This is a genomic window from Orbaceae bacterium lpD02 (assembly GCA_036251875.1).
GTDB lineage: Bacteria > Pseudomonadota > Gammaproteobacteria > Enterobacterales > Orbaceae > Orbus > Orbus sturtevantii.
This window is the reverse complement of the sequence record CP133961.1, coordinates 24,774-50,494: the sequence shown is the minus strand read 5'-3', so window position 1 is coordinate 50,494 and position 25,721 is coordinate 24,774. Positions and strand designations below refer to the sequence as shown.

The 25,721-nt window shown below is 34.2% G+C and carries 28 protein-coding genes; 25 read left to right on the top strand and 3 right to left on the bottom strand.

The annotated features are described in order from the left end of the window. Positions 1 to 226: 226 nt before the first annotated feature. Positions 227 to 2,113 (top strand): protelomerase family protein, encoded by a 1,887-nt coding sequence (locus RHO12_12820; GenBank protein WVD67476.1) that lies wholly within the window; start codon positions 227 to 229, stop codon positions 2,111 to 2,113. 376 nt (positions 2,114 to 2,489) lie between these two features. Here the strand turns inward: RHO12_12820 and RHO12_12815 are convergent, their stop codons facing one another. From RHO12_12815 to RHO12_12805, 3 genes are all read right to left on the bottom strand, one after another. Further along, on the bottom strand, positions 2,490 to 3,875 hold the full coding sequence (locus RHO12_12815; GenBank protein ID WVD67475.1) for a PAAR domain-containing protein: 1,386 nt from the start codon (positions 3,873 to 3,875) through the stop codon (positions 2,490 to 2,492). 164 nt (positions 3,876 to 4,039) lie between these two features. Then, positions 4,040 to 7,957 carry a plasmid replication protein, CyRepA1 family gene (locus RHO12_12810; protein ID WVD67474.1) on the bottom strand — a complete coding sequence of 1,306 codons (3,918 nt, stop codon included), beginning with the start codon at positions 7,955 to 7,957 and terminating at the stop codon, positions 4,040 to 4,042. Positions 7,958 to 8,202: 245 nt separating this feature from the next. After that, entirely contained in the window at positions 8,203 to 8,814 is a 612-nt protein-coding gene (locus tag RHO12_12805; protein WVD67473.1) for a LexA family transcriptional regulator, read from the bottom strand. 133 nt (positions 8,815 to 8,947) lie between these two features. On the opposite strand from RHO12_12805, the gene RHO12_12800 reads away from it, so the two are divergent. The 24 genes from RHO12_12800 to RHO12_12685 all read left to right on the top strand — a co-directional run bounded on the left by RHO12_12800 (position 8,948) and on the right by RHO12_12685 (position 25,715). Continuing rightward, on the top strand, positions 8,948 to 9,145 hold the full coding sequence (locus RHO12_12800; GenBank protein WVD67472.1) for a Cro/CI family transcriptional regulator: 198 nt from the start codon (positions 8,948 to 8,950) through the stop codon (positions 9,143 to 9,145). Continuing rightward, positions 9,132 to 9,803 (top strand): bacteriophage antitermination protein Q, encoded by a 672-nt coding sequence (locus RHO12_12795; protein ID WVD67471.1) that lies wholly within the window; start codon positions 9,132 to 9,134, stop codon positions 9,801 to 9,803. Before RHO12_12800 ends, RHO12_12795 begins: the two co-directional genes overlap by 14 nt. Then, a complete protein-coding gene (locus tag RHO12_12790; protein WVD67470.1) occupies positions 9,778 to 10,086 on the top strand; it encodes a hypothetical protein in 309 nt (102 codons plus the stop codon). Before RHO12_12795 ends, RHO12_12790 begins: the two co-directional genes overlap by 26 nt. A 2-nt stretch (positions 10,087 to 10,088) precedes the next feature. Continuing rightward, positions 10,089 to 11,012, top strand: a complete 924-nt coding sequence (gene rdgC, locus RHO12_12785; protein WVD67469.1) for a recombination-associated protein RdgC — start codon at positions 10,089 to 10,091, stop codon at positions 11,010 to 11,012. 79 nt (positions 11,013 to 11,091) lie between these two features. Beyond that, complete coding sequence (locus RHO12_12780) at positions 11,092 to 11,601, top strand: hypothetical protein (GenBank protein WVD67468.1); 510 nt, start codon at positions 11,092 to 11,094, stop codon at positions 11,599 to 11,601. Between the two features lie 3 nt (positions 11,602 to 11,604). Next, complete coding sequence (locus RHO12_12775; GenBank protein ID WVD67467.1) at positions 11,605 to 12,234, top strand: 3'-5' exonuclease; 630 nt, start codon at positions 11,605 to 11,607, stop codon at positions 12,232 to 12,234. Between the two features lie 351 nt (positions 12,235 to 12,585). Then, positions 12,586 to 13,641 (top strand): site-specific DNA-methyltransferase, encoded by a 1,056-nt coding sequence (locus RHO12_12770; protein ID WVD67466.1) that lies wholly within the window; start codon positions 12,586 to 12,588, stop codon positions 13,639 to 13,641. A 93-nt stretch (positions 13,642 to 13,734) separates the two neighbouring features. Then, complete coding sequence (locus RHO12_12765; protein WVD67465.1) at positions 13,735 to 14,031, top strand: hypothetical protein; 297 nt, start codon at positions 13,735 to 13,737, stop codon at positions 14,029 to 14,031. Then, on the top strand, positions 13,991 to 14,527 hold the full coding sequence (locus tag RHO12_12760) for a lysozyme (GenBank protein WVD67464.1): 537 nt from the start codon (positions 13,991 to 13,993) through the stop codon (positions 14,525 to 14,527). Before RHO12_12765 ends, RHO12_12760 begins: the two co-directional genes overlap by 41 nt. 62 nt (positions 14,528 to 14,589) lie before the next feature. Continuing rightward, positions 14,590 to 15,027, top strand: a complete 438-nt coding sequence (locus RHO12_12755) for a lysis system i-spanin subunit Rz (GenBank protein ID WVD67463.1) — start codon at positions 14,590 to 14,592, stop codon at positions 15,025 to 15,027. Between the two features lie 91 nt (positions 15,028 to 15,118). Then, positions 15,119 to 15,490, top strand: a complete 372-nt coding sequence (locus tag RHO12_12750; protein ID WVD67462.1) for a hypothetical protein — start codon at positions 15,119 to 15,121, stop codon at positions 15,488 to 15,490. 185 nt (positions 15,491 to 15,675) lie between these two features. Continuing rightward, complete coding sequence (locus RHO12_12745) at positions 15,676 to 15,960, top strand: DUF4406 domain-containing protein (protein WVD67461.1); 285 nt, start codon at positions 15,676 to 15,678, stop codon at positions 15,958 to 15,960. Between the two features lie 82 nt (positions 15,961 to 16,042). Beyond that, positions 16,043 to 16,687 carry a hypothetical protein gene (locus RHO12_12740; protein ID WVD67460.1) on the top strand — a complete coding sequence of 215 codons (645 nt, stop codon included), beginning with the start codon at positions 16,043 to 16,045 and terminating at the stop codon, positions 16,685 to 16,687. A gap of 110 nt (positions 16,688 to 16,797) precedes the next feature. Beyond that, complete coding sequence (locus RHO12_12735) at positions 16,798 to 17,334, top strand: hypothetical protein (protein ID WVD67459.1); 537 nt, start codon at positions 16,798 to 16,800, stop codon at positions 17,332 to 17,334. Beyond that, positions 17,306 to 19,285 carry a phage terminase large subunit family protein gene (locus tag RHO12_12730; GenBank protein WVD67458.1) on the top strand — a complete coding sequence of 660 codons (1,980 nt, stop codon included), beginning with the start codon at positions 17,306 to 17,308 and terminating at the stop codon, positions 19,283 to 19,285. Before RHO12_12735 ends, RHO12_12730 begins: the two co-directional genes overlap by 29 nt. 8 nt (positions 19,286 to 19,293) lie before the next feature. Beyond that, positions 19,294 to 19,554 (top strand): gpW family head-tail joining protein, encoded by a 261-nt coding sequence (gpW, locus tag RHO12_12725; GenBank protein ID WVD67457.1) that lies wholly within the window; start codon positions 19,294 to 19,296, stop codon positions 19,552 to 19,554. A 2-nt stretch (positions 19,555 to 19,556) separates the two neighbouring features. Beyond that, complete coding sequence (locus RHO12_12720) at positions 19,557 to 21,185, top strand: phage portal protein (GenBank protein ID WVD67456.1); 1,629 nt, start codon at positions 19,557 to 19,559, stop codon at positions 21,183 to 21,185. Next, positions 21,142 to 22,005: a S49 family peptidase gene (locus RHO12_12715; GenBank protein WVD67455.1), complete on the top strand. Its 864-nt coding sequence runs from the start codon at positions 21,142 to 21,144 to the stop codon at positions 22,003 to 22,005. Before RHO12_12720 ends, RHO12_12715 begins: the two co-directional genes overlap by 44 nt. Continuing rightward, on the top strand, positions 22,005 to 22,568 hold the full coding sequence (locus RHO12_12710) for a hypothetical protein (protein WVD67454.1): 564 nt from the start codon (positions 22,005 to 22,007) through the stop codon (positions 22,566 to 22,568). The genes RHO12_12715 and RHO12_12710 overlap by 1 nt, the downstream gene beginning before the upstream one ends. Then, the gene (locus RHO12_12705; GenBank protein WVD67453.1) at positions 22,568 to 22,960 is read left to right on the top strand and encodes a head decoration protein; all 393 of its coding nucleotides are present in this window, start codon (positions 22,568 to 22,570) and stop codon (positions 22,958 to 22,960) included. The genes RHO12_12710 and RHO12_12705 overlap by 1 nt, the downstream gene beginning before the upstream one ends. A 69-nt stretch (positions 22,961 to 23,029) precedes the next feature. Then, positions 23,030 to 24,073 carry a major capsid protein gene (locus RHO12_12700; GenBank protein WVD67477.1) on the top strand — a complete coding sequence of 348 codons (1,044 nt, stop codon included), beginning with the start codon at positions 23,030 to 23,032 and terminating at the stop codon, positions 24,071 to 24,073. Positions 24,074 to 24,103: 30 nt separating this feature from the next. After that, positions 24,104 to 24,862 (top strand): invasin domain 3-containing protein, encoded by a 759-nt coding sequence (locus tag RHO12_12695; GenBank protein WVD67452.1) that lies wholly within the window; start codon positions 24,104 to 24,106, stop codon positions 24,860 to 24,862. Further along, the gene (locus tag RHO12_12690; GenBank protein WVD67451.1) at positions 24,859 to 25,185 is read left to right on the top strand and encodes a hypothetical protein; all 327 of its coding nucleotides are present in this window, start codon (positions 24,859 to 24,861) and stop codon (positions 25,183 to 25,185) included. The genes RHO12_12695 and RHO12_12690 overlap by 4 nt, the downstream gene beginning before the upstream one ends. Further along, positions 25,182 to 25,715 carry a hypothetical protein gene (locus RHO12_12685; GenBank protein WVD67450.1) on the top strand — a complete coding sequence of 178 codons (534 nt, stop codon included), beginning with the start codon at positions 25,182 to 25,184 and terminating at the stop codon, positions 25,713 to 25,715. Before RHO12_12690 ends, RHO12_12685 begins: the two co-directional genes overlap by 4 nt. Positions 25,716 to 25,721: the final 6 nt, after the last annotated feature.

The window sequence follows — 25,721 nt, the reverse complement described above, 5'->3', positions numbered from 1 at the left end:
GTTGATGTGGTACTTAATAGGGTTCATATTTAATGAAATAAAGGGTACATATTTATATTTATAATCGTTCTATTTTATTTTCATTTCTTACTTATGAACCCTTTAATTTTTTTTATTTAAAAAAAATATAATTAATTAATTATGTGCCCTTTTGTTGTTATTATTTTATTTTTATGGTACCTTTACTTATATTTATGTTACCTTTAAATTTAAAGTTGAGGTTGTTATGAGTGATTTAAAAGAAAATTTGAAAGTTGAAGATGAGTCTATTCGTACTGCTTTATATAAGCCTAATTATGATGGTGGATCAGGGCCAAGAAAAATAGACTTCAATAGATTATCTAGCCAGCTTCTAGCAGATGTTGATAGCGTTGAAAATTCAAATATTAGCCAAGCTTTGAAAACTTCAAAATATAAAGCTTTAGCTAGTAAGTTTAAAAATGCTTTGTTTAATGATAAGAGAAAATATAGAGGGAAAAGCCTTGAGAAAAGAATAAGTTTAAAAACTTTTGCTAGTTACTTATCAAGAGCAAGAAAATTATTTGATGATCGTTTACATCATTCTTTCTTTAAAGAAATAGATAAATTAGCTATTAATTACCCTTCTTATAATCCTATTTTTAACAGTTGGCACAACAAGGATGCTGCTACTATTAGAGTTGAAATTATAGAATTAAAAAAAAATCTAAAAGACTGTATGGTCTTAATAGAAAAATACAAGCAAAACACTAAGAATACAGTTCTAAAAAAAACATATCCAGTATGGGCTAATTCAATAGAGAACAACACTATTATTAATGAATCTGAAACAGCAAAAAAATTATTGAATGACCTTGATAGAGTAAAAGTAAACCATGAAATAATGTATCACTTAACACTCGATGCAACTGAAAAGTCAGCAATTAAGATGAAAACAGATGAGAAACTAAGGCAGAAAAAACGTAATACTATTCTAATTAATTACCCTGCTTATATAAATGAAATAACAAAAATAATAAACCTACCCGATGAAGCTTTTAATGGTTTTACTAGAGCAAGTATTGCTCCTTTATGTTTTGCACTTGCTGCAGCATCAGGCCGAAGAATGATTGAGATATTGCATACTGGTGAAATAAAAAGAATATCTAAATATAAAATATCTTTTACTGGTCAAGCTAAAAAGCGTTCAGAAAATGAAAGTGTTGAAAGAGAAATTTATAGTTTAGTTGATAGTCGACTATTTATAAAAAAAATAGAGACTCTTAGAAACTCTCAAGCATTGAGTGATATATACGAAATAATAAATAAAAATCCTGATCACTTAACTAAAACAGATAACATGAAGATCAACTCTGTTTTTCAAGATCCTTTAAATTCTTTTGCTAAAACATTTTTTAATGATAAAAATAGAGTTTTTAAAGATACTCGTGCTATTTATGCTCGAATAGTTTATGAGCAATATTTCAATAGAGATAAGCGTTGGAAAAATGTTGATGAAGATGTTTTCTTCTCTGAAATACTAGGGCATGATGATGAAGAAACACAGCTTCACTATAAACAATTTAAGCTAGAAGATTTTAACCCTAATTTAGATATAACTATTGGTGAAAACACTAGGCTTGAAGCATTAAAAAAACTCGATGATGATATGAGTGGTCTTGCTCGTCAAAATTCAGCTATTAAAATACATGACTGGGTTAAAGAGCAGATTTCAATAAATCCTTATGCCAATATAACGACTTATAGTATAAGAAAAGCTTTAACAGTCAAATCGACGGTTGTTGCACGTTATATGGAATTTGTAGCAGATGCACTAGATATTAAAAAAGATAATGGTAGGTTTGTAAGGAAAGAGGATGAAAGCAACAAAATTATAATAAATGACGATATAGATAATATCAATGATCATATTACTTATAATGAAAATAATGTTGAACTTGAAGAAGGTGAAAATGAAGTTGAAAAAAATATAAAAATAGCACTAGCTGAAGAAGAACCACCGCAGTTCACTGCTATGCAACTGGTAACAAAGGAGTGGCTAGTGCAGTTCGTTTACAAAGGTGTTCCGTGTGTTTGGACTGGAAAAGCCGATAATATGGGAGACGCTATAAATAAAGCTTGGGCTGAAAAATAAAAATAGGGACCACGGTCCCATTTTTATAATAATTAAATAATTAATCAGGGTGTACATCTATTTTCACCGCTTAAAAAAGGTTAAATTTTTTACTTATAAGGTGATTCTATAAAACTTAATAAAAAAATATATAAGATTGCAATAGGGAATATGGGGATGGCTAGAACCCTATTAGTTAAATCACCATCTTTAGCTAATACAAAAATATAAGCACTATAAAATAATATAATGTAATAATAAAAAATAACTAATCGTCTTTTTCTATTTAATATTTTATTATTTTGATAACCCTTAGCTATGAGCCGAGAAAAACGATATCTAATAAAAAAACCAATTATGACCAGACAATAAAAGCTAGTATATATAAAAAAGGTCATTAATTTTTATCTCCATCTAGCACGTTTCCAGATAAATCTTCTTTGTATTTGCTACCATCAATTCTTTCACATGAATAATATGCAGGTACATCATCATAATCGCCAGTTATAGTTATAACTAAAGAGCAATTTTCAATAATCTCTTTTAAGTTACTTATTTTTTCTGGCTCACTGACAACCATACTCACCTGTTTTGTATTAGTATCCAGTATAAAAGCCTTTTTTAAGTCACGATAAATATCAATTAAAGACAATGTATCTCCATACACCTCCATCGTCAGTAGTATTTTTTTCATTTGTAAATAGGTTTTTTCTAGATCCTGCCTACCATAACGCCAGAGTTTAAGTGTTTTTGATTTATTGTAGGGATTAAATTCATTAACTCTCAATACTGTATTCATTTTAGGAACTAATTTAAGTTTCCCTTTAACTGAAATACCAAAATCAACTAAATCATAGACCAGGTTTCCTACCGAAGAATTAAAACCTAATACCTCCGCAGTTTTTTTATAGCCTTCTCTTAAAAGACCATCGACTTCTAAGCTTCTATCTCCACCATCAAAAGCGTTAGCTATTCCATTATAAATGCCACCACCACCTTCATACGCGCCATTTATACCATGAACCATTAAAGGCGCACCTATAAGACAACCCCAGCCAGTCATGCATAGCCCAATACCCGTTATAGTCATACCTACGCCACCAAGTACTGACAAACCATTTTTGCTCCAATTAAAAGCTTGTTCCCAAAGGCTATTTTCCTCATCCTTAATAATTTGATAACCTTCTTCATAAGTCATAGCACCAGTATCAACTTGATAGACAATATCATTAGCTAAATTTTTAACTTCTTGCTTAAATCCTTGCTTAATACCATCATGGTATAAATGCTTTTCACATAATTCATCAGCGCATTTTAACAAACGACGGGCATCAATACGGATTAAATCCTTATCATTTTCAGATGTCCTATTTTCTTGTAATGAAGTTGTACCAAATGCGGTATGTGTTTGTTTGTTAAATGAGGTGATATTATTTACTGTATTGGTTTGTGGCGTTATGTTTGATGAGGTTCTTGTATTTGTCGTACTATAGCTAGTCGGTTCATTAACATACATATCGCTTTTGGTTGCAATAATTTTATTAATTCCTATCGGAGAACATTTGCAAGCTATGATGCAGCCGGTATAAGCCGCAGGCTTGCCATCAATGACAAAGGTTGTCGCCCCTTCGATTATTTTTCCTGTGCTTTTACATTTAGGGCAATATGCTAAATCGCCCTGTAACGCAACCCCACTAGTACCATCAAATGCACTCCCAGAGGCGCTTATAATTTTCCCGCCTGTTGTTGTTTTATCTCCAATTACCGCTATTCGTCTTGGCATTTTTTTACTTCCTTATACTTTATTATTATTTTTAATAGTGTATTTGAAAAATTAAAATTTTAACTTTCATTAGATAGTAAATAGTTACTTTTCTAAGTATATATCATTTCAATTTTATTATTATCTGTATTTGCCATAAAAAGTAATATTTTAAACTATAAAAATTAAGCCGCTCTCATACGATTTTTAAAAATTTCTAAGTGGTCTTGAGATATATCCCCTAAGAACTCGCTCATGTATATACCTATAATGGTATTAGTAAGCGCCCAAACAGGGAGGTCATCATCAATAAAGAAGTCCCTCTCTACATCAGTTAACACCTCTTCTACCCAGTCTTTGCTTATTGGTAAGTCTTCTAATGCGGCTGATAAGATGTTAGCCCACTTAAGATCCTTTTGATCCTCGATTTTGTTTTTATTATTATATATAGATATTAAATCAGGGATCACTTCGTGCTCAGTTTTTAAGTTTTGGTTATTTTTAGCACTAGTCGATTTATTCATTTTTTTGCGGTTATCAGTAATTGATGATATAAACTGCCATGATTCAGAGTCTATAAACCATACATAGCCACGGCCCTGAGAACGCGGAAGTCTTCTTTTATTTATTTTATACCCATGTGACTTACAAATAGCCTTAAAAACGGTATCAGCTCGTTTTGGCTTGTTTTTGGTGCCTGTGTAGCCCCCAAAACGGATAACATTATTAAACATTTCTAAACGCTCAATATCTATTAGATTATCCATTGCTTTTTGCATTGCTTCAGTAGTAACGTCACCTTCACCAGTTTTTATATTTATTCCGCAATCATCAAAGTATCTTCTTAATAATTTCCTATGTAATGATGCAAACGTTCTAGAAAGTATATCAACAACGGGTTTAGATTGTACGCTTAATGAATCAACAAACGGGTGTGCTTTTTTAAATATTTTATCTGCTGCGTCTTGAGAGAGAGAATTTACGACCATGTAGTCAGATATCCCATTTAACTTATATTTATAAATAAACATAAATTCTTGCTCTTCTTTATCTATAGATGCAGCTTCATCATGAGACATATCACGAATCTCAACCATTTTTATTTTATTTTTTCCACCTGATAGCCAAAAATCAATAGATTCTTCATTAACATCTAAGCCAAGTTCATGCTCAATTTCGTATCGAGTTATCATGGCTTTCTCTTCTTCAGTTAGAGTTCTTTTTTCTAAAAGTTTTGTTCTTGTTTTGTCATCAGGTGTTTGAGCTTCTAAATAACGCATTAGCTCTATTTCTTGTACTCGTTTTTTTGCATCTTTCCTTATATTTTTACCGAGAGTGCTTTTTTCTTCATTACTAGCTAAATGGTGCACTTTATATCCATCGGCATCTAAAATATAAATAAGATTATTTGAAAAATTTGACCTTGAGGAGGCTTCCATTTCCATTATTTTCATTTTCATTTTAGTAAATGGAGTATCTGCTAGACCTAAAGATAATTTATCATTTTCAAATATAGCATCGCAGTATTCCTGGTTAATTTCACCAGTTGCTATCATTGCTTGAATAAACCCTTTTCTTATATTTTCAGCAGTTTCTGAATGTTGGCCCGAAATTTTATCAAACCCAATCATAAACTCGACCGCAGTCCTATCTCGTCTTAACATTTGAATAGCATCAGATGGAACAACAACACCACTAAATATTCCATAATGTTTTTTAAAGTGTTCAACCTCAATAGATACACCTGATGATATAGCCGGGCTATAAATTAACCCATCATATTTTTTTGCAGTTTTACTTGGTGAGTCAGTGAATTCCATAACTTCCGGAGTCGGCGTAGTATCTTGGCTTACATAAAGAAATTTTTTAGAAGGGTGATTTGTTTTCAATTCATTAAGAAGTTGATCAGCTTTATTCTTGTTATCAGTTGCAACTAAAAAAGTTTCATTATTTTTAGCAGATTCTAATATTTCTGAAAAAACCCTATCACTATCAGTATAAAAGACTTCTCTTTGTTTTTTATTCCCATTTTTGTCTGTGTATGACACATCGACAGGTAATTCAATTACATGAATTTGTGTCCATGGTTCTAGGCCTATTTCTTCTCGTTTTTTTATTGCCATTTCACACAACTCTATCAATGTATCATTAGCATCAGCATCTACTAGAACTGAATGCTCTCGTGATGAAGCAATCGCTAAAATTAAACGATTAAATACGTCAACAGGATATTGAACAACCCTGCTTGTACAAATAGCTCTTAATCCTTGAGTAGCTTCATCGAAACCAAGGAAACCATGTTCACGGACCAATGGGGTCCATGAACCTTTTATAATACTATTAATGCACAAAATTAATTTTTGAACACCTGATGCTATATCATTAATACCTTGCTCTTGATAATTAAAAATATCTGATTTACTTCTTTGCCCATCTGTCATCATGTCATAAAGGCTTGAAGTTAAACTAACTCTATGTGCTAAAGAAATACCACTTTGACTTGAGTTCATTAACGGTTTTAAAAGAAATTTTGATTTACCTGATCCCATTCCTGCACGGACTATGACTGGTCCGTTTAATGATTTTATATGATTTAATATTTTTTCATTAATGAAAGGAGTATTATATCTAGTATAAGTTATGTTATCAGGTCTTAAAGTAGGGTCGGTAATTTTTGTACTAAATGATCGAGGCGCCTGTGCTTTTATTTTAGCCTTCAAAAATTGCTTTCCTATTCTGCTTCTAACGGTTCCTTCATAGATTTTAAGAACTTTTAAGTGATTTAAATAGCCATTAATTACTTTTATTAATTCTTTAGGAGAGTAATCAACAGGACATTTTTTCATGCCAGCATCACAACACGCATATAATTGTTTTATAAATGCTTTTTTGTTTTCAGTAGGGGTTACAGATAGAATTTTTAATTCAGTTTTAAAGTAATCACCTTGAATGCTTAATTTATTATTATTAGAAAAAATTTGTTTTGATGTTTCTCTTTTGCCTTTTTTAATCCAAATATCATTAAAATCTGAACAATCATCTTCATCAATAAATTCTTCGAAACGAGGATAAATACATTTTACTTTTGGATGCTTTTTAAGTATTTCAAAACCGTATTTAATACCAGTATTTCCTTTTCCTTTTTTTGCTTTTAAGTAGTCATTATCTAATGCGACTACAATTTCAATCCAAGGATATAGCTCTACAATCTGGTCTACAACATGCAATAGATTGTTAGCCGAAATACACATTATCGCAGCATCAAACTTACCATTAGCGGCTAAATATGCAGTTGCTGCAGTAGCAAAACCTTCTGCCAATACTATTTTTTTAGCACTTCTTAAACTGCCTACAACATGACAAGCACCAATATAATCCCCAGCGGTTATTGCTGTTGTCAGCGTTTTCCTTCCATCATCATATATACGTTGCCATCCTGATATTTTGGGTGAATTAATTTTTGATAATGGAATAGCCATCAATTTGGGACCATGGTCCCACTCAGAAAAAGATTTAATATTGCAATTATTAAATATAGCCGATATTTGTTTTTTTACAACATAATTAAAAGAACCATCCTCAGCAGATGCAGAGTTGAAAGCTTTTAAAAAAACTTCATATTTTTTCTTATTTTCTTCTGATTTTTTTAGTTCATCTAATTTAGCTAATCTTAAACGTTCTTCTCTTTCAGCTCTTATTTTTGCTAACTGGTTATTATTTTTATTACTTGAGACCGTGGTCTCATTATTTTTACAATAATTATATTCATTAAAAAGAAACTGTAATCCCGACCACGATCCAGCATCAGATCCTTTTTGTACAAAGTTTATAAAAGGGTATTCTATTCCGTCTCTTGATGTTTCTACGCGAGAATAAACTTCCACCCTTCCTTTTAATTTCTTTTCTAACGCTTTGGGAGCTTTGCTATATGATGAGAATCGCTCTGAGTGACCTTTAGTTTGAGATAGTACTATTTTATCTGCAATTGCAGGCCAATCTATTCCAGCGAAGGCTGCGAGGTTAGCTATTTCGTGGTATGCATAATCCATAATTTTATATGGATCGCTATCAAATTTTTCTTTATAAAAATCTAATAAACTCATTAATCTTTTTCCTAAAAAAAGGTTGCAAGATTCCTGAGTAGCAAATATAATAGAATCACTTTGTGGGATTCTAATGTTTTGTTGCTACTCCCAATAACGACCTCGGCCGCCACAGCCGAGGTTTTTTATTGTCTAAATCTTTTTTGATAAAATAATTACAATACAAAACCCTATTTATTATTTATAAAAATAAAATACGCCATAATGATACCCTTGATTACAAAACTAATCAATTGATCTTTTTTTTAAATATTTTTTATGAATGTTGATCTAGCTGTTCCAATTATTAAATGCATTGACTCTATATCATTAAGATCTTGTACCACTCGTTGATGTAAATGTTTAGTCGAATCTAAAAAAACCTTTTCATTTCTAATTGAAGATAATGTTTTTATCATAAAACAGCCATCCTTCATTTTAATTACAACGTCCTCACCAGTTTGAGGTTCTGCCATTGGGTCAATAATAATTACTTCCCCCTCAAGCACTCTTGGGCTAAGCGAATCGTCAACAACCTTTAAAGCATAAAATTTTGTAGAATCAACTGAAAAATTGACAAACTCTAAAACATCAGGACCCAATATAGGGTTTAAAACAGCTTTAGAGCCATTTTTTGTATCACCAGTTATAGGAATTTTCATTTCATTCGAATGGTCATCTACACCTGTTAGTATCCAGTCAGTACTTTTTCCAAGAGCTTTTGCTAAATTATATGCTAGCTCTAATTTCGGCATAGAGCCTTGTGCCTCTATGTTCGAAATAGTTGATTGAGTTACATTAACCATTTTGCAAAGATCCCTAGTTGTCAAACCAAGTTCCTCTCTTCTTTTTTTTAGCCTAAGTCCTCGTTCATTCATAATAAAACTCTTTATAGTTATATACGCTTAACTCTATACATTATCATAACGGTTTAGTTAACTAAACAATTAATTATATTGACTACAATAAAAATGATTAGTAAACTAAACTAAAAATATTACTTTACTAATCATGAAAACAGATGAATTGCTAAAAATTTTTAAAACAAAAAAAAATATAAGTTCGATTTTGAATATTAATCGTTCAGCAGTTAGTTTATGGGGAGATTATGTTCCTATAGATAGGCAGTATGAATTAGAAGTTAAAACTGGCGGGCTTGTCAAATCCGATTATACGGTCAATAAGGAAAAAAATAATGAAAATAGTTAGTGTTCCAGACCGTATGTTGAATACCGAATTTGTGCGAAAAAGAATTTTTTGTGTTTACCATAATTTTTATTCTTCAAATTCTACCGATAAACTGAGTAAATCTGATGTTAATTTAAGTAATCCAAAGCATTTTCTAAAACCAAAAAGAATTGTAGATTTTGGTAGTAAAAAAATACTGATAGATGCAGAAACAATCCGAGTAAGTGAAACATTCAGATACAAAGGAAGCACTACATTAATATCCGAAATTAATTTTAATCACCTTTCTTGGTCTAGAGCTATTAGAGAACTTCCAACATTTCAGCAAGCATGGATTAAGTATTGCTATGGCGAATTATTAGATTATTCATCACAAATAATTATATGTCAGCATGTTTGGCATGAATTTGAAAAAGAAATAAAAAAAAATAGCATTAATATAAAATCCAAAAATAAAAAAATATTAGAGGCGCTTGTTTGGTTAGCAGTTCAAAGCTCAGTTTATGAAGTCCACTATAATAAAAAACTTTATAGTTCATCATATTTGGCTTTATTATCAGGAAAATCGAAAAATTCATGGAGCCAATATTTTAATGATAAATGGTTATTATTATTAGGTATTTGTTTTAATTTAGATAAAGAGGCCTTAATTAATGTCGAACGCAACCATTGCAAATAATTTGCTTTTTTGCTTGTGCTATGAGGTTTTAAAAACAAACAAAACACATCCTAAATTGCTTTATAACAGAAAAGAAAATACTTACTTAATATTTTGCCCTGCTTGTGGCTTTAAAACACTTCCAGATTTTAATAAGCAAGCAGTAATAGCTAGTTGGTTTACTTCTAATCGTTTTGGTGACTCACACATTAAAAATTGCTGGATTACAAGTTATAACAAACAAACAGGTAGTGCAGTTAATTTAAATGAGACCATGGTCCCATTAAATAATAAAAAGAGTTAAGAATGTTTAAAAATCTAATCCCATATAAATTTTCCCCTGATGATAATGATTTTTCCGTTATATCTAAAGCATTAAAGACCGAAAAAAAATTATTATTCAATAAAATAGAGGATTCGCAATCTTATGCTTGTGGATTTAGTCATATTGTTAAAGATAATTATATTATTGAAACCGATAATAGAATTTTATTAAAAGTCATTTTTTCTCATAAATCTATTAAAAAATCAACAATTGATTCAAAACTTGAAGAGCGTCTAGATAAAATAAAAGAAGAGAATAAAACAAATGAAATAAGCAAACATGTAGCTGATATTTATAAGTATCAAGTTGAAGCAGAATGCTTACGTTTTGCGCCAATCACTTCTAAAGAGATTTATATTCTAATTGATAATTATACTAATTATATTTATGTTTCAGCGGCTACCACTAATGTTGCAGAAGAAGCATTAAATTTATTGCGAAAATTAATCGGTAAATTAGTTTGTCATAAAATTGGAAGCAATTTAATTGGCGATAAAATAATTAATCACCTTTGTTTTAATGGCAAAGATTTACCTGCAGAGTTATTTATTGATGATTACCCACTTATATCTGCGAATGACAAGAATAGTGTCAAAGTTAAAATAGATGGAATGCATAAAAATGATCCTCATTTTTTAAACATTTTAATGGGTTTATCAGTTAGATCTATAGATATGAGTTTAGTTAACATTCAAGATAAAAATGATTGCCAAAAATTAGCTTCATTTGCCTTTTGTCCGAGTAATAATGGGATATTCATATTTAAAAATTTTAATTATGACTTGATTGATGGGCAAGAAGAATATACAGATTATGATGATAGTTACTTCTATACTTCAAAGATGATATTAATTGGAAAATATATGAATAATATATTATTGAATTTGAATTTATTTTGTAATTGAGACCATGGTCCCAAAATGGAGTTATTTAATGCATAAAAAAATAACAATGATCCTATTAAATTTAATGAGCTAATTAAGAATGACTAAGAAGCGTAATAAAAAGTATAACCCGACTTTAAAGTTTCAGATTATTTCTAAAGAACGATCTAAGTATTACAAAATTTTAGATATAACAGCTATCGGAGTGTTTGTTTATAGGAGAAATAGAGAGTACAAACCTAAAAAGGCTGATGCTCATTTACTAAATGGAGTTCGTTACAAATGGCAAATTATGGCAGGGGTAATATGCCGGGATCAATTTAAAAAAGAGTATTTAAAAACAGAAACATTCATCACTGCTCAAGAATATTTTACATCTGAGTTAGCTGATTATCTGACAGAGTTCCAAAAAGAATTATGGGAACAATCAAACCCTTTACATCGATTAACTCAGTTCTGGCTGGCCAGTCCAGTTGAAACTGATATTAATGATAATTGGCTTTTATCACAATTAACAAATAAAGGTGCATATTCAAATTTTATAACCGAATATGAGCACGCTCAAATGAATAAAGTTAGTTTAACAACATATAAAGCAACAAAGGATTAATTAATGTCAATTAATACAATAATTATAGATATAGAAACATTGGATATAGATCCAACAGCGGTTATTCTGTCTATTGGTGCGTTTGCCTTTGATAGATTTAATTTAGATGAAACTAGAAAAAAAATCAAAATATCGATTGATTCACAAGAAGATGAAACCCCTTGTTTTCATATGGTATGCGATATTACGAACCAGATTATGCTAGGGAAGAGAACTGTTAGTATGGGAACTCTAAATTGGTGGCGTTCTCAACCTGATTTGGTTAAAAATAGTTTTATTTTTAAATGCAAAAAATATCATTTAGAAACAGTTCTTATGGAGTTGAATAGTAAAACCGAGTATTGGAAAAAAGAAAACAAAGATATTAAATTTTATTTTCGTGGTACTGATTTTGATCCTGTAATACTAAAAAATGCTCTAGACGAATATAATTTACAAACGCCTTGGAAATATTATCAAGTGCGAGACATTAGGACTTATATTGATGCATTGACAGGGGGAACTAAAGGTTATATTGAAAAAAACCAACCTTGTTTTGAAATGATAAAGCATAATGCTTTACATGATGCGATGAACGATGCAGAGCAAATGTGTATAGCATACAATATAAACAAAAGCTTTTTAAACCAGTAAAATAATTAATTGATACCATGGTCCCAATAAAGGTTTTTATGTTAAAAATTATTTTTTGAGGTATTGAAAATCGTAATGGGAAAAATAATTTTAAAAAGTGATTGCTAAACGTGAACTTTTTCGGTAAATTTATTCCATAAATATATATATTGCCATTAAACCGCATTACGCGGTTTTTTTGTGTCTAAAAAAAACAACCACCTTATTAGGTGGTTTTTTTATGCATGAAAATGGGTGATTTAAGCGTGATGCAACACGCTTAAATCAAATCCCCATGCTATTAACTTCATGGTTCATCTAAAACCCATTCGCCGTCTAGACAGCGAGTAAATAATATAGAAAATACTTAGAATGTTCAATGAAATTAAATATAAAAATTCTACATTAGTTAACGCTGATTCATTAGCGTATATGAAAACGTTACCAGATAACTGTATAGACTTAATTTTGACAGATCCCCCTTATTTTAAAGTTAAAAAAGATAAATGGGATAATCAATGGGACAACGAAGCAGCTTTTTTAGGTTGGTTAGATGATTGTTTTGCAGAGTTCTATCGTTTATTAAAACCATCAGGGTCATTATATGTTTTTTGTGGTTCAAAATTAGCATCTGACACTGAAATTTTGATGAGGCAACGGTTTAAAGTTTTAAGCCATATTGTATGGGCAAAGCCAAATGGGCCTTGGCTAAGACAGCATAAAGAAGATTTAAGAGCTTTCTTTCCATCTACAGAACGCATTTTATTTGCAGAACATTATGATGCGGATGGTTTTGCGAAGGGTTTAGTTGGGTATGGTTCTAAGTGTCAAGAGCTAAAAGGTCAAGTTTTTTCACCTCTAATTGAGTACTTTAAAACAGCCAGAGAATCACTAGGTATTAGTGCAGCAGAAATAAATCAAGCAACTGGTACTCAAATGTGTTCACATTGGTTTAGCTATAGCCAGTGGGTTTTGCCAAATGAAATTCAATACAAGGCACTACAGAAACTTTTTAATCAAAAAGAACAAGGTAATTTATTAGATCGTCAATATTCAGATATTTCATTACAGTATGGAACATTAAGAAAGGAATATAGCGAACTTTCATTGGAATTTGATGAATTAAAAAAGGAATATAATAATTTACGCAGGCCTTTTTACGTGACAAGTGATGTTCCTTATACAGATGTATGGACTTATCCTCCGGTAACCTATTACAAAGGTAAGCATCCGTGCGAAAAACCAGCAGAAATGATTAAGAATATTATTAATTCATCATCCCGACCGGGACAGGTTGTGGCCGACTTTTTTATGGGTTCAGGCGTTACTATTAAACAGTCTTTACTATTGGACCGAATTTCTATTGGAGTCGAATTAGAAGAGGCACGGTTTATGCAAACAGAAAGAGAATTGAAAGAAAAATACTAAACCTATCTTGGTGTAATGTAATTGAGCTTCCTGTCAACAAAGAGTTTTTATGCATAATAATTTTAAATGAAGTCACTAGTTAGGATTTTTCTTTTGGCTTTGCAAAAAAAAACAGCCCAAGAGGGCATAACTATGAAGATAAATAATATGGAAACAAAAGGGCCAATTACAGCATGGTTCATAGGGCTTTTTAGCGCTTTAATAAGTAATGTAACCAATTTAAGCTTATCCGAATGGGCGGCATTCATTGCAATAACGGCACCTTTGATTGGGTTGTATCTTAAATGGCATTATGAGCGTCGGGCAGATAAACGTGGTGAATTAGAAACTCAAGCGAAGATAAAAAGTTATGAAAGGTATAACAAAAATAACAACGAGTGCGATTTGTAGTGTCGCAGCAATCATCGGCATCGTTGTCAGTGATTACTCAGATGAAATTAGAACCAGTAAAGAGGGACTGGAAATTATAGGTAATGCCGAGGCTTGTATGAACGAGCCTTATTATTGTCCTGCTAATATTCTAACTATCGGCATTGGATCAACAACGGGTAAAATAGATAAACGCAAATACTCTGATGATGAAATTGCCCTGCGCTGGGTTAATGATATTAAAATTGCAGAGGATTGCGTTAACAGATTTGTTAATGGCTTTCATCTTCCTCAGCCAGTATTTGATGCTACTGTATCAATTACCTTTAATGTTGGGTGTTCTAAAATGAGGGTATCAACGATGTATAGTTACCTTAACTCCGGTAACTATCGAAAAGCATGTCAAGAATTACCTCGCTGGAACAAGGCAAATGGGAAAGTATTAGATGGACTAATTATTCGTCGTAAGAAAGAGGAAAAATTATGCCTCACTTATGATTCAAAATTTAAGCAATAATTTTAGTGAAAATTATTTGTTTTGATTTGTTCTTGTTTCTATATATTTTAGGATTTTGAATTATGACAACAAAATATAAAGTAATCACAATAATTTCTGTTATTTCTGTATTCATTTTACTACTAGGTGTGATTGATATAAAAAATACTTATATAGAATTAAGCCGTCTTAAAAATGAGCTTTCTAAAATCAAATCAGATTTTAACCAATATAAAAAATTATCAGTAGAATTAGACGGGATTAATAATAAATTAACACAGGAATTGAGTGATGCAAAAACTGAAAACAATAAGCTTTATAGCAATGTTATTAACGGCCTTGGCCGGTTGCAGTTCAACATCGATAAGGCCACCCCCTCCAGCGTGGATGATGAAAAAACCTGCGAACTCTCTGGAGAAGCTCGACAAAATTATCATTTACTCAGAGACGACATAATAACAAAAGATAAAATGATTATTGGATTGCAAAAGTATGTTCATGATGTATGTTTAATTAATTGATCGTATTTGTTATTCGATAAAATATTAGTGCCCTGTGTTGTTTTATAGCCGCCTTGTGCGGTTTTTTTGTCTTTAAATAATGGGAAATAATATGAGATATTTAATACTAATTTTAATAACTATTCTATTAAGTGCTTGTAATGACGCCGATGTTGCATCTAGGAACCTTAGCACAGCCGCTGACAATTTTGAAATACAAAGAAGGATCGTATTTTATAATGGTATCACTAATGATTACATGCTTACAATTGAAGGTCTGTGCTCAAAAGATAACACAAGCACAGACAAAACACTTGGAATTATATGTAAAGTTGGAAAGAATGAATATAAAAAACATTTATTAGGATTGTCTGATAATGTTACATTTTTCATTGAACAAATTGATGGACATCAAACTAGTATTTACCATTATAAAGTTATTTTTAAACCATCTGTTATTATCCCTGATATCGAAATAAATTAGTAATTTAGTCCACAAAATCTGTTGATAAATCATGTATCAAAAATCCTAGTCTTATATTTATCAAGCAAATTAAGACCTGATTAATTAGTGTGCATTTTTATAATTACTATATTTTGAATAAATATGTAAATAGTATTTATAAATCAATATTAATGTATGGGCCATTGTCCCATTTAAGGATAAAAATGAAGATTTATATAGCTGGCCCTATATCAGGTTATAAAAATGGTAATAGGGAAGCATTTACTGTTGCTGAAGAAAAACTAAATCAAGTTTCTGGAAATGTTATTTTAAACCCATCTAAGCTTCCTAAAGGTTTAAGCGAAAGCGAATATATGGACATTTGTATGGCGATGATTCGTTGTGCTGACGCTATTTATTTATTAAATGGTTGGAAAGCCAGCGCTGGGGCATCTGCTGAATATGCAATTGCTTATAAACTGGGTTTAAAAATTATGATTCAAAATTAAAATAATCATTTTAAATTTAACGGTAGCGTAGTTGTGAAGCTATTAGCAGTGACCGTTTTTATATCAGTGAGAGATGTTTATTGTGTCTGATTTATTAGAGTTATCTAGTAAGCTTCAACGAATACAAAATCAAATACCTTATGCAACCGCTCTAGCGTTAACTAAAACAGCTAGGAGCATTGAACAGGCCCAAAAAAAAGCATTAATAAGAAAACTTGATCGACCGACACCATTTACGGTTAATTCAGTTGGTTCTATTGCTGCTAGAAAAGATAATTTATTTGCGAAAGTATTTGTAAGAGATATTGCCGCTGAGTATTTAAAACCGTTCGAATTTGGTGGTGAACATAAGCTCAATAGTAAAGCTGTGCTCGCTCCAATTAATGTAACTTTAAATAAATATGGTAACTTACCTCGTACTAAAATGAAGCAGCTTACTAATCGAAAGGATACTTTTGTTGGTGAGGTCGGTGGTATATCTGGTGTTTGGCAGAGAGTAAAGCCTCGGAAGAGTAAAAAGAAAAAAGGCCGTTCTGCTCGTTCACCTAATGGCTTGAGAGTTGATCGACAAAAACAACCGCATCCAAAACTTTTAATAAGCTTTGAGGATCCGCTGGAGGTTAAACCTATACTAGGTTATATGGATAGAGCTGAGAAGATGATTAGCACATTATTTCCTACCAATTTAGAGTCTTCCATTCGTGAAGCAATCAGAACAGCCAAATAATCTATAAAAAGTGGGGCTTGGGTCCTTCCCAGCACTTTTTTGTATCACGGGGATTGCGCACCGCGATTCGCGGCTAGATATTAATTTTCAAAATTTGGGTAACAGGTAACATGAATCAAGCAGATTATGCAAGGCATCAAGGAGTATCAAGAAAGACGATAACCGTTTGGAAAAACAGGGGTATTTTAGTTTTTAATGGTAAAGAAATTGACGTTGAAAAATCGGATGAAAATGTTACCCAATACCTAAAAAAGACAAAGCAAGGTAACAAGTTAAAAGGTAACAACGAAGGTAACAATATTGACGATGATCTCATTGAAAAGTTAACTGAATCTTCTGGCGTCAATTTGACTTTTGATGAAGCTCGGCGAATGAAAGAAAACTACCTAGCACTTTTATCCAAAGTCGAATATGAGACGAAAATAGGGCGCCTTCTTCCATTTAGCGAAATGCTCGATGCAGTTAAAAATGAATATTCGAGAATGCGAACACGATTAATATCCATTGCACCAGAGCAAGGACCTCGATTAAAAATAATGGCAACAACATGCACAGATCAGGAGTTTGTTGAAAAATTGCAAGATATCATTAGTGAGGTGATGAAGGAGCTGAGTCTTGATGAGCGAAGTGAGCGAAATTCAAATTGACCAGTCAGCGTTTGATAGTTTTAAAAACGGATTAATCGCAGCAAGACAAGAGGTTAAACCACCGGAACAATTAGCACTTAGCGAATGGGCTAATAAGTACGCTGTTCTATCGAAAGAAACGAGTGCACAAACGGGCCGATTTACATCATTTAAATATCAAGACGGCATTATGGATGCCGTAACTGATCCTGCCGTTGTTGAAGTTACAGTGATGAAGTCGGCTCGTGTTGGCTATACTAAAATTCTGGATCATGTGATTGGTTATCATATCCATCATGACCCATCTCCAATGCTTGTTGTTCAGCCACGCGTTGAAGATGCCGAAGATTATAGTAAAACTGAAATTACGCCTATGTTACGTGATACGCCGGTATTAGCCGCTATCACTGGTGACTTAAAAGCCAAGACGAGCAATCAAACAATCCTTAAAAAAACGTTTAGCAATGGCGCTAACTTGTCATTAGTTGGTGCTAATTCTCCCGGCGGTTTTCGTCGAATTACAGTAAGGCTTGCCTTATTTGATGAAATCGACGCTTACCCTGTTGGGGGTGCCGGCGTTGAGGGTGATCAGATTGCACTAGGCACAAAGCGAACAGAAACATTTTGGAATAGAAAAATAATTAAAGGGTCAACACCAACAGTCGAAGGTATTAGTCGAATAAAAAACGAATACCTAAAAAGCGATCAGTGTAAATGTTTTGTTCCTTGCCCCCACTGTGGTGAATACCAAATACTCGAATGGGGGGATGAGAATACACCTTACGGAATTAAATGGGATAAAGATGAAAATGGCCATGGCTTACCAGAGACGACTTTCTATGCCTGCCGGCATAACGGATGCGTTATTAAGCACTATTCACTACCATCTATGGTAGAGCATTGTGAGTGGAGGCCAACGTCAGATAGGCCTTTTAATGGCCATCGTGGTTTTCATATTTGGGCTGCTTACAGCTTATTTCCTAACGCATCTTGGCCGAATTTAGTCAAAGAATGGTTAGAAGTAAAAAACAATCCGCTTGAACGACAAACATTTATTAACCTTGTTCTTGGTGAAACGTATGAAGATAAAGGCGAGAAATCACTTAACGAAAAGTCACTAGCAGAGCGGTGTGAAGTATATGCGGCTGAGGTTCCTGATAATGTAGCGGTGATTACGGCCGGCGTCGATACGCAAGATGGGCGGTTTGAAATTGAGATTGTCGGTTGGGGTAAAAATGAAGAGTCCTGGTCAATAGCTTATGACGTTATCGAAGGTGACCTTGAAACAAACGAACCGTGGGATAGGCTTGATGCTTATTTGAAACAAATCTGGCGTCGGGCTGATGGGCGTGGTTTTAATATTATGGCCACATGCATGGACTCAGGCGGTCATCATACACAAAAGGTGTATGAGTTTTGTAAGGATCGGCTTGGACGTCGTATTTTTGCAACGAAAGGCGAGTCTGCTCGTGGTGGTGCTCGTTCTCCCGTTTGGCCAACTAAGCGTCCAACCAGTCGGAATAAATCGACGTTTAAACCGATAATATTGGGTGTAAATGCGGCAAAAGATGTTGTTCGTAATCGATTACACTTAACTCCACCAAAATTAGATGAAGATTCGCCGGGATATATGCATTTTCCTGTTGATCGTGACCTTAATTATTTTGCTCAGCTTTTATCTGAAAGTTTAATCGTTAAAAGTGCGAACGGTCAAAAATTTCGTGTTTGGGAACTTCGTCCGGGAAGAGCAAATGAAGCACTGGATTGTCGTGTTTATGCCTATGCAGCGCTATGTGGGTTATTCCAGTTCGGGCTTAAATTAAATAATTTAGCTCAAAAAATTAAAGACAATCAATTTGATCTTGTTCCAGCTTCAAATAATGAAAGTAATAAAGTTGACTATCGCTATCCGGGCGTAGTTATTGAAGAACAACCTGTGGAAAAAGTAAGCCGCCACAAAAAACTTGCATAAGAGGATATATGGTAACTTTAAGTACAAGCATTTTAGTCGGGTTAACAAAAGAAGAATTAAAAAAAATGCTAAGCGAAGCACAGTCTGCTTATGCGCAATTAATGACGGGCAAAAAAACAGTGTCACTTTCTTATTCACTCGGCGATGGCAATCGTTCTGTTTCTTATCAACAAGCAAATTCAACGGATTTATTCGCTTGGATAAAATTGTTACAAGCCGAACTCGGTATCGTTCCTACCACTCGGCGGCCATTGCGATTTAGGTATTAATTATGACAGTGCAAATTTTAGATGTAAATGGCCAACCTTTCCAGCCCAAAAAAACAATGGCTTTAGTTGGGTCCGGTACGCCTTATGATGCGGCTGACCGTCATAGTGATCAGATGGCTAACTGGCGGCCTTATTCGCTTTCACCTGATTTAGAGATTAACAATAGTCGAAGTGTTATTTCTGCTCGAATTAAAGATTTAGTTCGCAATGACGGGTGGGCGAGTGGCGGTATTACTCGAATTTTAGATAATACGGTCGGTGCGACATTTAGACCAATTCTAAAACCTGATTATCGTTCACTAAGGCTATTAACGGGGATTAAAGGATTTGATATTCAATGGGCTGATGAGTATAAAAAAACGATTGAGGCTCATTATCGACGCTGGGCACTTGATACTCGGCGTTTTTGTGATGTTCAGCGTAAGCTGACATTACCGCAAATTTTTAGATTAGCATTTAGACATAAGCTAATCGATGGCGATGGTATTGCGTTACTTCATTATCGATTAGATAAAATTAATGACCATGATGCCTATTATGCGACAGCAATTCAAATTATCGATCCCGATCGTTTGAGTAATCCAGATAATATGTTTGATAACGAAAAATACCGGGGTGGTGTTGAGATAAATAATGATGGTGCTCACGTTGCATATCACATTCGAAAAGCTCATGAAAGCGATTGGTTTTCAATGCCTGATGCGATGTCATGGCAGCGAATTCCGCGTGAAACAAAATGGGGTCGTCCAATCATTATTCATGATTTTGATATGGATAGAACGGATCAGCATCGAGGAACGGGAATTTTTACGCCTATTTTGCAGCGAATGAAAATGCTGACAAAGTATGACCAGAGCGAACTTGAATCATCAATTTTAAATGCGGTATTTAGTGCGTACATTGAATCGCCTTATGACCAAACATTAGTTGAAGAGGCCATGGGGGAAATTAGCACTTATCAAAAAGAGCGAGCGGAATTTCATAATGATCGGCGCATATCTTTAAGCAGCGGCGCTAAGATGCCAATTTTGTTTCCGGGTGAGAAAATTACATCAGTTAATGCGGCTCGGCCGGTGAGTAATTTTCGTGATTTTGAAAGTACAGTTTTAAGAAATTGCGCATCCGCAATGGGTTTATCATCTCAGCAGCTTTCGCAAGACTGGTCAGATGTTAATTATTCTTCAGCACGAGCAGCGCTAATTGAAGTATGGAAAACCTTATCAAGACGACGGTCTGATTTCGCCACAGGATTTGCCCAGCCGATATTATCTGCTTTTGTTGAAGAACTTCACGAGAACGGTCTGTTGCCATTACCTAATGGAGCACCGCATTTTGCTCATAATCGTAATGCTTATTCTCGTGCACAATGGATGGGGCCGGGGAAAGGCTGGGTTGATCCGGTTAAGGAAAAACAAGGCGCCATTCTTGGTATGCAAAACGGTCTCTCAACGCTTGAAATTGAAGTTGCTGAAAATGTGGGTGAGGATTATTTGGAATTACTTGACCAGATTCAGCTAGAAAAAGAAGCATTCGAATCAAGAGGATTAACCCCTCCTCATATAATGGGAATTAATATTGGGAAAGATGATGAAAAACAAGATGATTCACATACTGTCACAAAGGGTACTTAACGTTCCACTCGCTATACACCCCAAAAAAGCCGAAGTGATTTTATCTTCGCTCAGTGAGCGATTTAATATTGGTCAACTTAATCATCAGGCTATTAGTTTTGATTATGATGAACACGATGAGGAAGATCCACGGTCCAGTAAAAAACCGTATGAAGTGATTAAAGGAGTAGCGATTATTCCCATTTATGGGACTTTAGTCCAGAAGCTTGGAACGCTTGAGCCTTATAGCGGCATGACGGGCTACGATGGCATTCGTATTAATTTTTTAAATGCCATGCATGATTCAGACGTTAAAGCGATTTGCCTAGATATCGATTCACCCGGCGGAGAGGTGGCAGGGTGTTTTGATTTGGTTGATTGTATCTACTCATATAAAGGAACAAAACCAGTATGGAGCATACTTTCAGAGAATGCTTTTTCTGCGGCTTATGCAATTGCCAGTGCTGCAGATAAAATTACTGTTCCCCGTTCGGGCGGAGTCGGCTCGATTGGTGTAATTACGCTTCATTGTGATTATTCAGAGCGGATCAATAAAGATGGGCTTAACGTCACGATTATTAATTTTGGTGATCGCAAAGCGGATGGTAACCCTTACGAGAAACTAGGCGAGCAAGCTAAAAAAAATATTCAAAGCGATATTGATGAACTCGGCCAACTTTTTGTTGGTACTGTTGCTCGTAATCGCAATTTGAATTGTGATGTTGTTATTAGCACCCAAGCCGGATGTTACATGGGGCATCACGGAGTATCAATCGGTCTTGCTGATGCGGTGTTATCACCAAATGAAGCATTTCAAAAATTATTACAGGAGATAAATTAATGTTAAGTTTTGGACATTTACTTGGTGGAAACGCTAAGAAAGCAACAAGCGCATCAGAAGATGAAGAGGATAAAACTAATCCTAAAAATACTGATGATGGTGATGATAAAAACAAAGGTAAAAGCAACAGTAAAAAAGCAAATACTGAAGACGACGACGGTGACGACGACGGAGACGGAGACAGCGGTAAAGGCAAGGTTAAAAAAGCAAATACTGAAGATGGTGACGACGATAACGACGACGGCGGTGAAGAAGATAAAAAAGAGCAAGGTAAAAAAGCAGAGCGTCAGCGCTGTGCTAAAATTTTCTCAAGTCCTCATGCGGCCGGTAGAGCTGACATGGCGGCGCACCTTGCTTTCAATACCAATTTAAGTGCGAAAGAAGCGGTTGGTATTCTTGCGTCGATGCCAGCATCTAGCACGTCATCACGCCAGTCACTTGACGAGCGAATGGCTCAAGTTGGCAACTACGTTGTTGGCGCTGATAGCAAAAAAAGTGCTAGCGGCGTAAATGATACGAATGAAGCTAAAGATTTATACTTAACATTAATGGGGAAAAAATAATGACAACATATTCTGATGGCTCATTTCAACCGGGCGCACAACATGATGAATTTGTCTCTGATAATTTAATTGCCGGGTCACTTCAATTGGTGACAGGTACCGTGCAAATTGCTAAATCAACAAAAATTTTATTGAGAGGTACTATTTTAGGGAGAAATGAATCAGGGGAGTTTTTACCTTGCATTAAAAGCGCAACCGACGGCAGCCAAGTTCCTGTTGCGATTTTAGTTGATGTTATTGATACGACAGACGGTGCTAAACAAGGTGGTATTTATCGAATGGGTGAGTTTAATAAATGCGCAGTTATTATTGATGATTCTTGGAATATTGATGATATAACTGAAGCTTTGGTTAAATCCACTATCTATTTAAAAGATACAATTAGCGCATAGTTAGTATTTTTTTATTATTTCAATCAAGCCGCTTTTAGCGGTTTTTTTACAGGTGAATTTTTTATGGAAATTTTGAATATTTATACAACAGCAGAGCTTGTTAAGTTAGTTAGGAGCTTAATTACTTCCCCGTGTTTTTTACTTGACCGTTTCTTCGGTGCGATAGTCGAGCATGAAACAGAAGAAGTTATTATTGATGTTATTGTAGGCAAACGCCGAATTGCGCCGTTTTGCTCACCATTAGTTGCAGGAAAAGTTGTTGAAGGACTTGGCTACCAAACAAAGACCTTTAAACCAGCTTATATAAAAGACAAGCGTGTACCTAATTTATTAAAACCGATCAAACGTCAAGCTGGTGAAGCTTTAATGGGTCAATTAAACCCTGAGCAGCGTCGTGCGGTTAACCTTCAAATCGAGATGGCAGACCAAATCGATATGATTAAGCGCCGACTAGAATGGATGGCAGCGAGCGCACTTGCAACCGGGACAATTACGGTTAATGGAGAAGGGTTCGAAAAAACTGTTATAAATTTTGGACGAGATCCTGATCTAACTGTAACCCTTAGTGGAACAAGTGCGTGGTCAATTAATCCATCGGGCGATTACACTAAACCGACTCAGGATATTGAAGAGTGGGCAACGTTGATGCTGCAAAAATCCGGGGTTGTCGCTCAAGATATTATTTTTACTCCATCAGCGTGGAAAGCATTCAAAAAAGATAAGGACATTCGTGATGTTGCGATTGTTAATCCACTCATGAACTCTTATCCAAATAGTGTTGATGCTGGTACTAATATCAATGTGGGGGGGATTTATAAAGGTAAATGGGGGCAGTTTAATTTATGGTTATATAACGACTGGTTTGTTGATCCTGATGATGATAAAGAAAAACCGATGTTAGAAGACGGCATGTTATTAATGTCTGGCCCTCAATTAGAAGGGTTTTGTGCGTTTGGTAGCATTATAGATCCAAAATTCAATTATGGCGCAATGGCTTATGCTCCTAAAATTTGGACGCAAGATGACCCTGCTCAAGAATTTATGATGATGCAATCGGCTCCTTTGGTTATTCCATCTCGTGTTAACGCATCGTTTGCTGCAAGAGTTATTTAATTAGTACTTTTTTTATAGGAAAAAATCAAAATGGCAAAATCACCTAAATTACCTGCAGTCGATCCTAACCGGTCGGTATTATCGCTTAGTTCGAGTGGCGTTTTGGTTGGTGACACAATCATAGCCACTATTACGTTGTTTGACAGTGAAGGCAAACAATTAACTCATGGTGGCGACGCCGTGATTTATCATTGTGACAATGAAAATGTAACCATTTCATCGGTCATCGATAATAAAGATGGTACTTACTGCGCAGATTTAACTGCAGAAAAGGCAGGTCAAACAAACATTCTTTTTTCTGTCAATGGTTCTGAAACCACGGTCCCAACCGAGCTAAATATCTCTGAAATTTTAGCAGATAAAGCGCAATCAACTATAACGACTAATAAACAATCATTAGCGGTAAATGACGAGTGTGATATTAGGGTAACGTTAAAAACAGCAGATGGTGAGTTGTTAACGGGTCAGAAAGTGGTACTTGTTGGTGATGTAAAAACAATAATGTTTCCAGACATGAAAGATAATAATGACGGTATCTATTGCTGTTCATTTAAAGCTGAAAAAAGCGGAAAAATCAATATTAGTTTTACTGTTAATGATGAACTCTTCCCTTCTACGCTAGTGTTGTCTATTCAAAAGAATGAGCCGAAAGAAAAGACTAAAACAGGAAAAGTTGCTCCTGGTCATACCATTTACTATAACGGTCAAAAGTACACTCAAAATATGAGTATTAGTATGCTTGAAGCTGACTTTGGTGTGCAGTTTTCTCGTGGTGTTGTGACCTTATGAGTATAAATTGGGATAAGGAGCTTTTAGCTCCTTTGCATGATACGTTCGGTGGAAATGCGGAATATCGACCAAGAGTTGGTGTCGCATTTAAAATAAACGTTATTTTTGACCGCGCTTATACTTATATCACAACGCTAGATGATGGCAGCGAAATGGTATCAACTGCACCGGCTATTGGAATAAGAGAAAGTGATTTTGTTCGCTTACCGGTTCAAGGTGATAAAGTCTTTATTGACGATGTTAAAGAGCTTTTTATTGTTCGTGAAATGCATCCAGATAGCCTAGGTGGTCAAAAGCTTTTACTTAACAAGGTTAATCGATGAACAGTAATACTATTCGTGAAATGTTTGTTACGGCTTTGCACGGTAATACAGAAGCAAAGAACCGGGTTTACTCACCAAAAGACTGGGCAACTTATGATGCACATTACCCTGTTATTTTAGTGACAACGCCGCTTGAAAGTAAAAATTCATTAGGCCGAAATATTCCACAGTTTAATACAGTAACGACCGTTCAAGTTCTCGCCCGGGTATCAACCATCGATGATTTTACATCAGGCGATTTTCAGTCTTTGTTTAACGCTGAATTAATAAAAGAGCAGATAGAGAAGGCGATAATTAATAGTTATGAACTGACTCGAAATATTCAGCAGTTTCTTAGTGTTAAATCACAAATTCAAAGCAATGCATTGGGAGAAGAGCACATCACTGAGCTTTTAATGTTATTTGATGTTGAATACTACCAAGGACCAGAGTGTTTTTATGATGTCGATAGCTCAAATTTAACCGGAATTGATATTCAAGTTAAACAACCTGAAGCAACAATTTCCCCCGTTACTAAAATTGATTTATGAGGTGAA

Coding starts and splice junctions, on each gene's coding strand:
- RHO12_12820 (WVD67476.1), top strand. CDS start 227: ATGAGTGATTTAAAAGAAAATTTGAAAGTTGAAGATGAGTCTATTCGT.
- RHO12_12815 (WVD67475.1), bottom strand. CDS start 3,875: ATGCCAAGACGAATAGCGGTAATTGGAGATAAAACAACAACAGGCGGG.
- RHO12_12810 (WVD67474.1), bottom strand. CDS start 7,957: ATGAGTTTATTAGATTTTTATAAAGAAAAATTTGATAGCGATCCATAT.
- RHO12_12805 (WVD67473.1), bottom strand. CDS start 8,814: ATGAATGAACGAGGACTTAGGCTAAAAAAAAGAAGAGAGGAACTTGGT.
- RHO12_12800 (WVD67472.1), top strand. CDS start 8,948: ATGAAAACAGATGAATTGCTAAAAATTTTTAAAACAAAAAAAAATATA.
- RHO12_12795 (WVD67471.1), top strand. CDS start 9,132: ATGAAAATAGTTAGTGTTCCAGACCGTATGTTGAATACCGAATTTGTG.
- RHO12_12790 (WVD67470.1), top strand. CDS start 9,778: ATGTCGAACGCAACCATTGCAAATAATTTGCTTTTTTGCTTGTGCTAT.
- rdgC (WVD67469.1), top strand. CDS start 10,089: ATGTTTAAAAATCTAATCCCATATAAATTTTCCCCTGATGATAATGAT.
- RHO12_12780 (WVD67468.1), top strand. CDS start 11,092: ATGACTAAGAAGCGTAATAAAAAGTATAACCCGACTTTAAAGTTTCAG.
- RHO12_12775 (WVD67467.1), top strand. CDS start 11,605: ATGTCAATTAATACAATAATTATAGATATAGAAACATTGGATATAGAT.
- RHO12_12770 (WVD67466.1), top strand. CDS start 12,586: ATGTTCAATGAAATTAAATATAAAAATTCTACATTAGTTAACGCTGAT.
- RHO12_12760 (WVD67464.1), top strand. CDS start 13,991: ATGAAAGGTATAACAAAAATAACAACGAGTGCGATTTGTAGTGTCGCA.
- RHO12_12755 (WVD67463.1), top strand. CDS start 14,590: ATGACAACAAAATATAAAGTAATCACAATAATTTCTGTTATTTCTGTA.
- RHO12_12750 (WVD67462.1), top strand. CDS start 15,119: ATGAGATATTTAATACTAATTTTAATAACTATTCTATTAAGTGCTTGT.
- RHO12_12745 (WVD67461.1), top strand. CDS start 15,676: ATGAAGATTTATATAGCTGGCCCTATATCAGGTTATAAAAATGGTAAT.
- RHO12_12735 (WVD67459.1), top strand. CDS start 16,798: ATGAATCAAGCAGATTATGCAAGGCATCAAGGAGTATCAAGAAAGACG.
- RHO12_12730 (WVD67458.1), top strand. CDS start 17,306: ATGAGCGAAGTGAGCGAAATTCAAATTGACCAGTCAGCGTTTGATAGT.
- gpW (WVD67457.1), top strand. CDS start 19,294: ATGGTAACTTTAAGTACAAGCATTTTAGTCGGGTTAACAAAAGAAGAA.
- RHO12_12720 (WVD67456.1), top strand. CDS start 19,557: ATGACAGTGCAAATTTTAGATGTAAATGGCCAACCTTTCCAGCCCAAA.
- RHO12_12715 (WVD67455.1), top strand. CDS start 21,142: ATGAAAAACAAGATGATTCACATACTGTCACAAAGGGTACTTAACGTT.
- RHO12_12710 (WVD67454.1), top strand. CDS start 22,005: ATGTTAAGTTTTGGACATTTACTTGGTGGAAACGCTAAGAAAGCAACA.
- RHO12_12705 (WVD67453.1), top strand. CDS start 22,568: ATGACAACATATTCTGATGGCTCATTTCAACCGGGCGCACAACATGAT.
- RHO12_12695 (WVD67452.1), top strand. CDS start 24,104: ATGGCAAAATCACCTAAATTACCTGCAGTCGATCCTAACCGGTCGGTA.
- RHO12_12690 (WVD67451.1), top strand. CDS start 24,859: ATGAGTATAAATTGGGATAAGGAGCTTTTAGCTCCTTTGCATGATACG.
- RHO12_12685 (WVD67450.1), top strand. CDS start 25,182: ATGAACAGTAATACTATTCGTGAAATGTTTGTTACGGCTTTGCACGGT.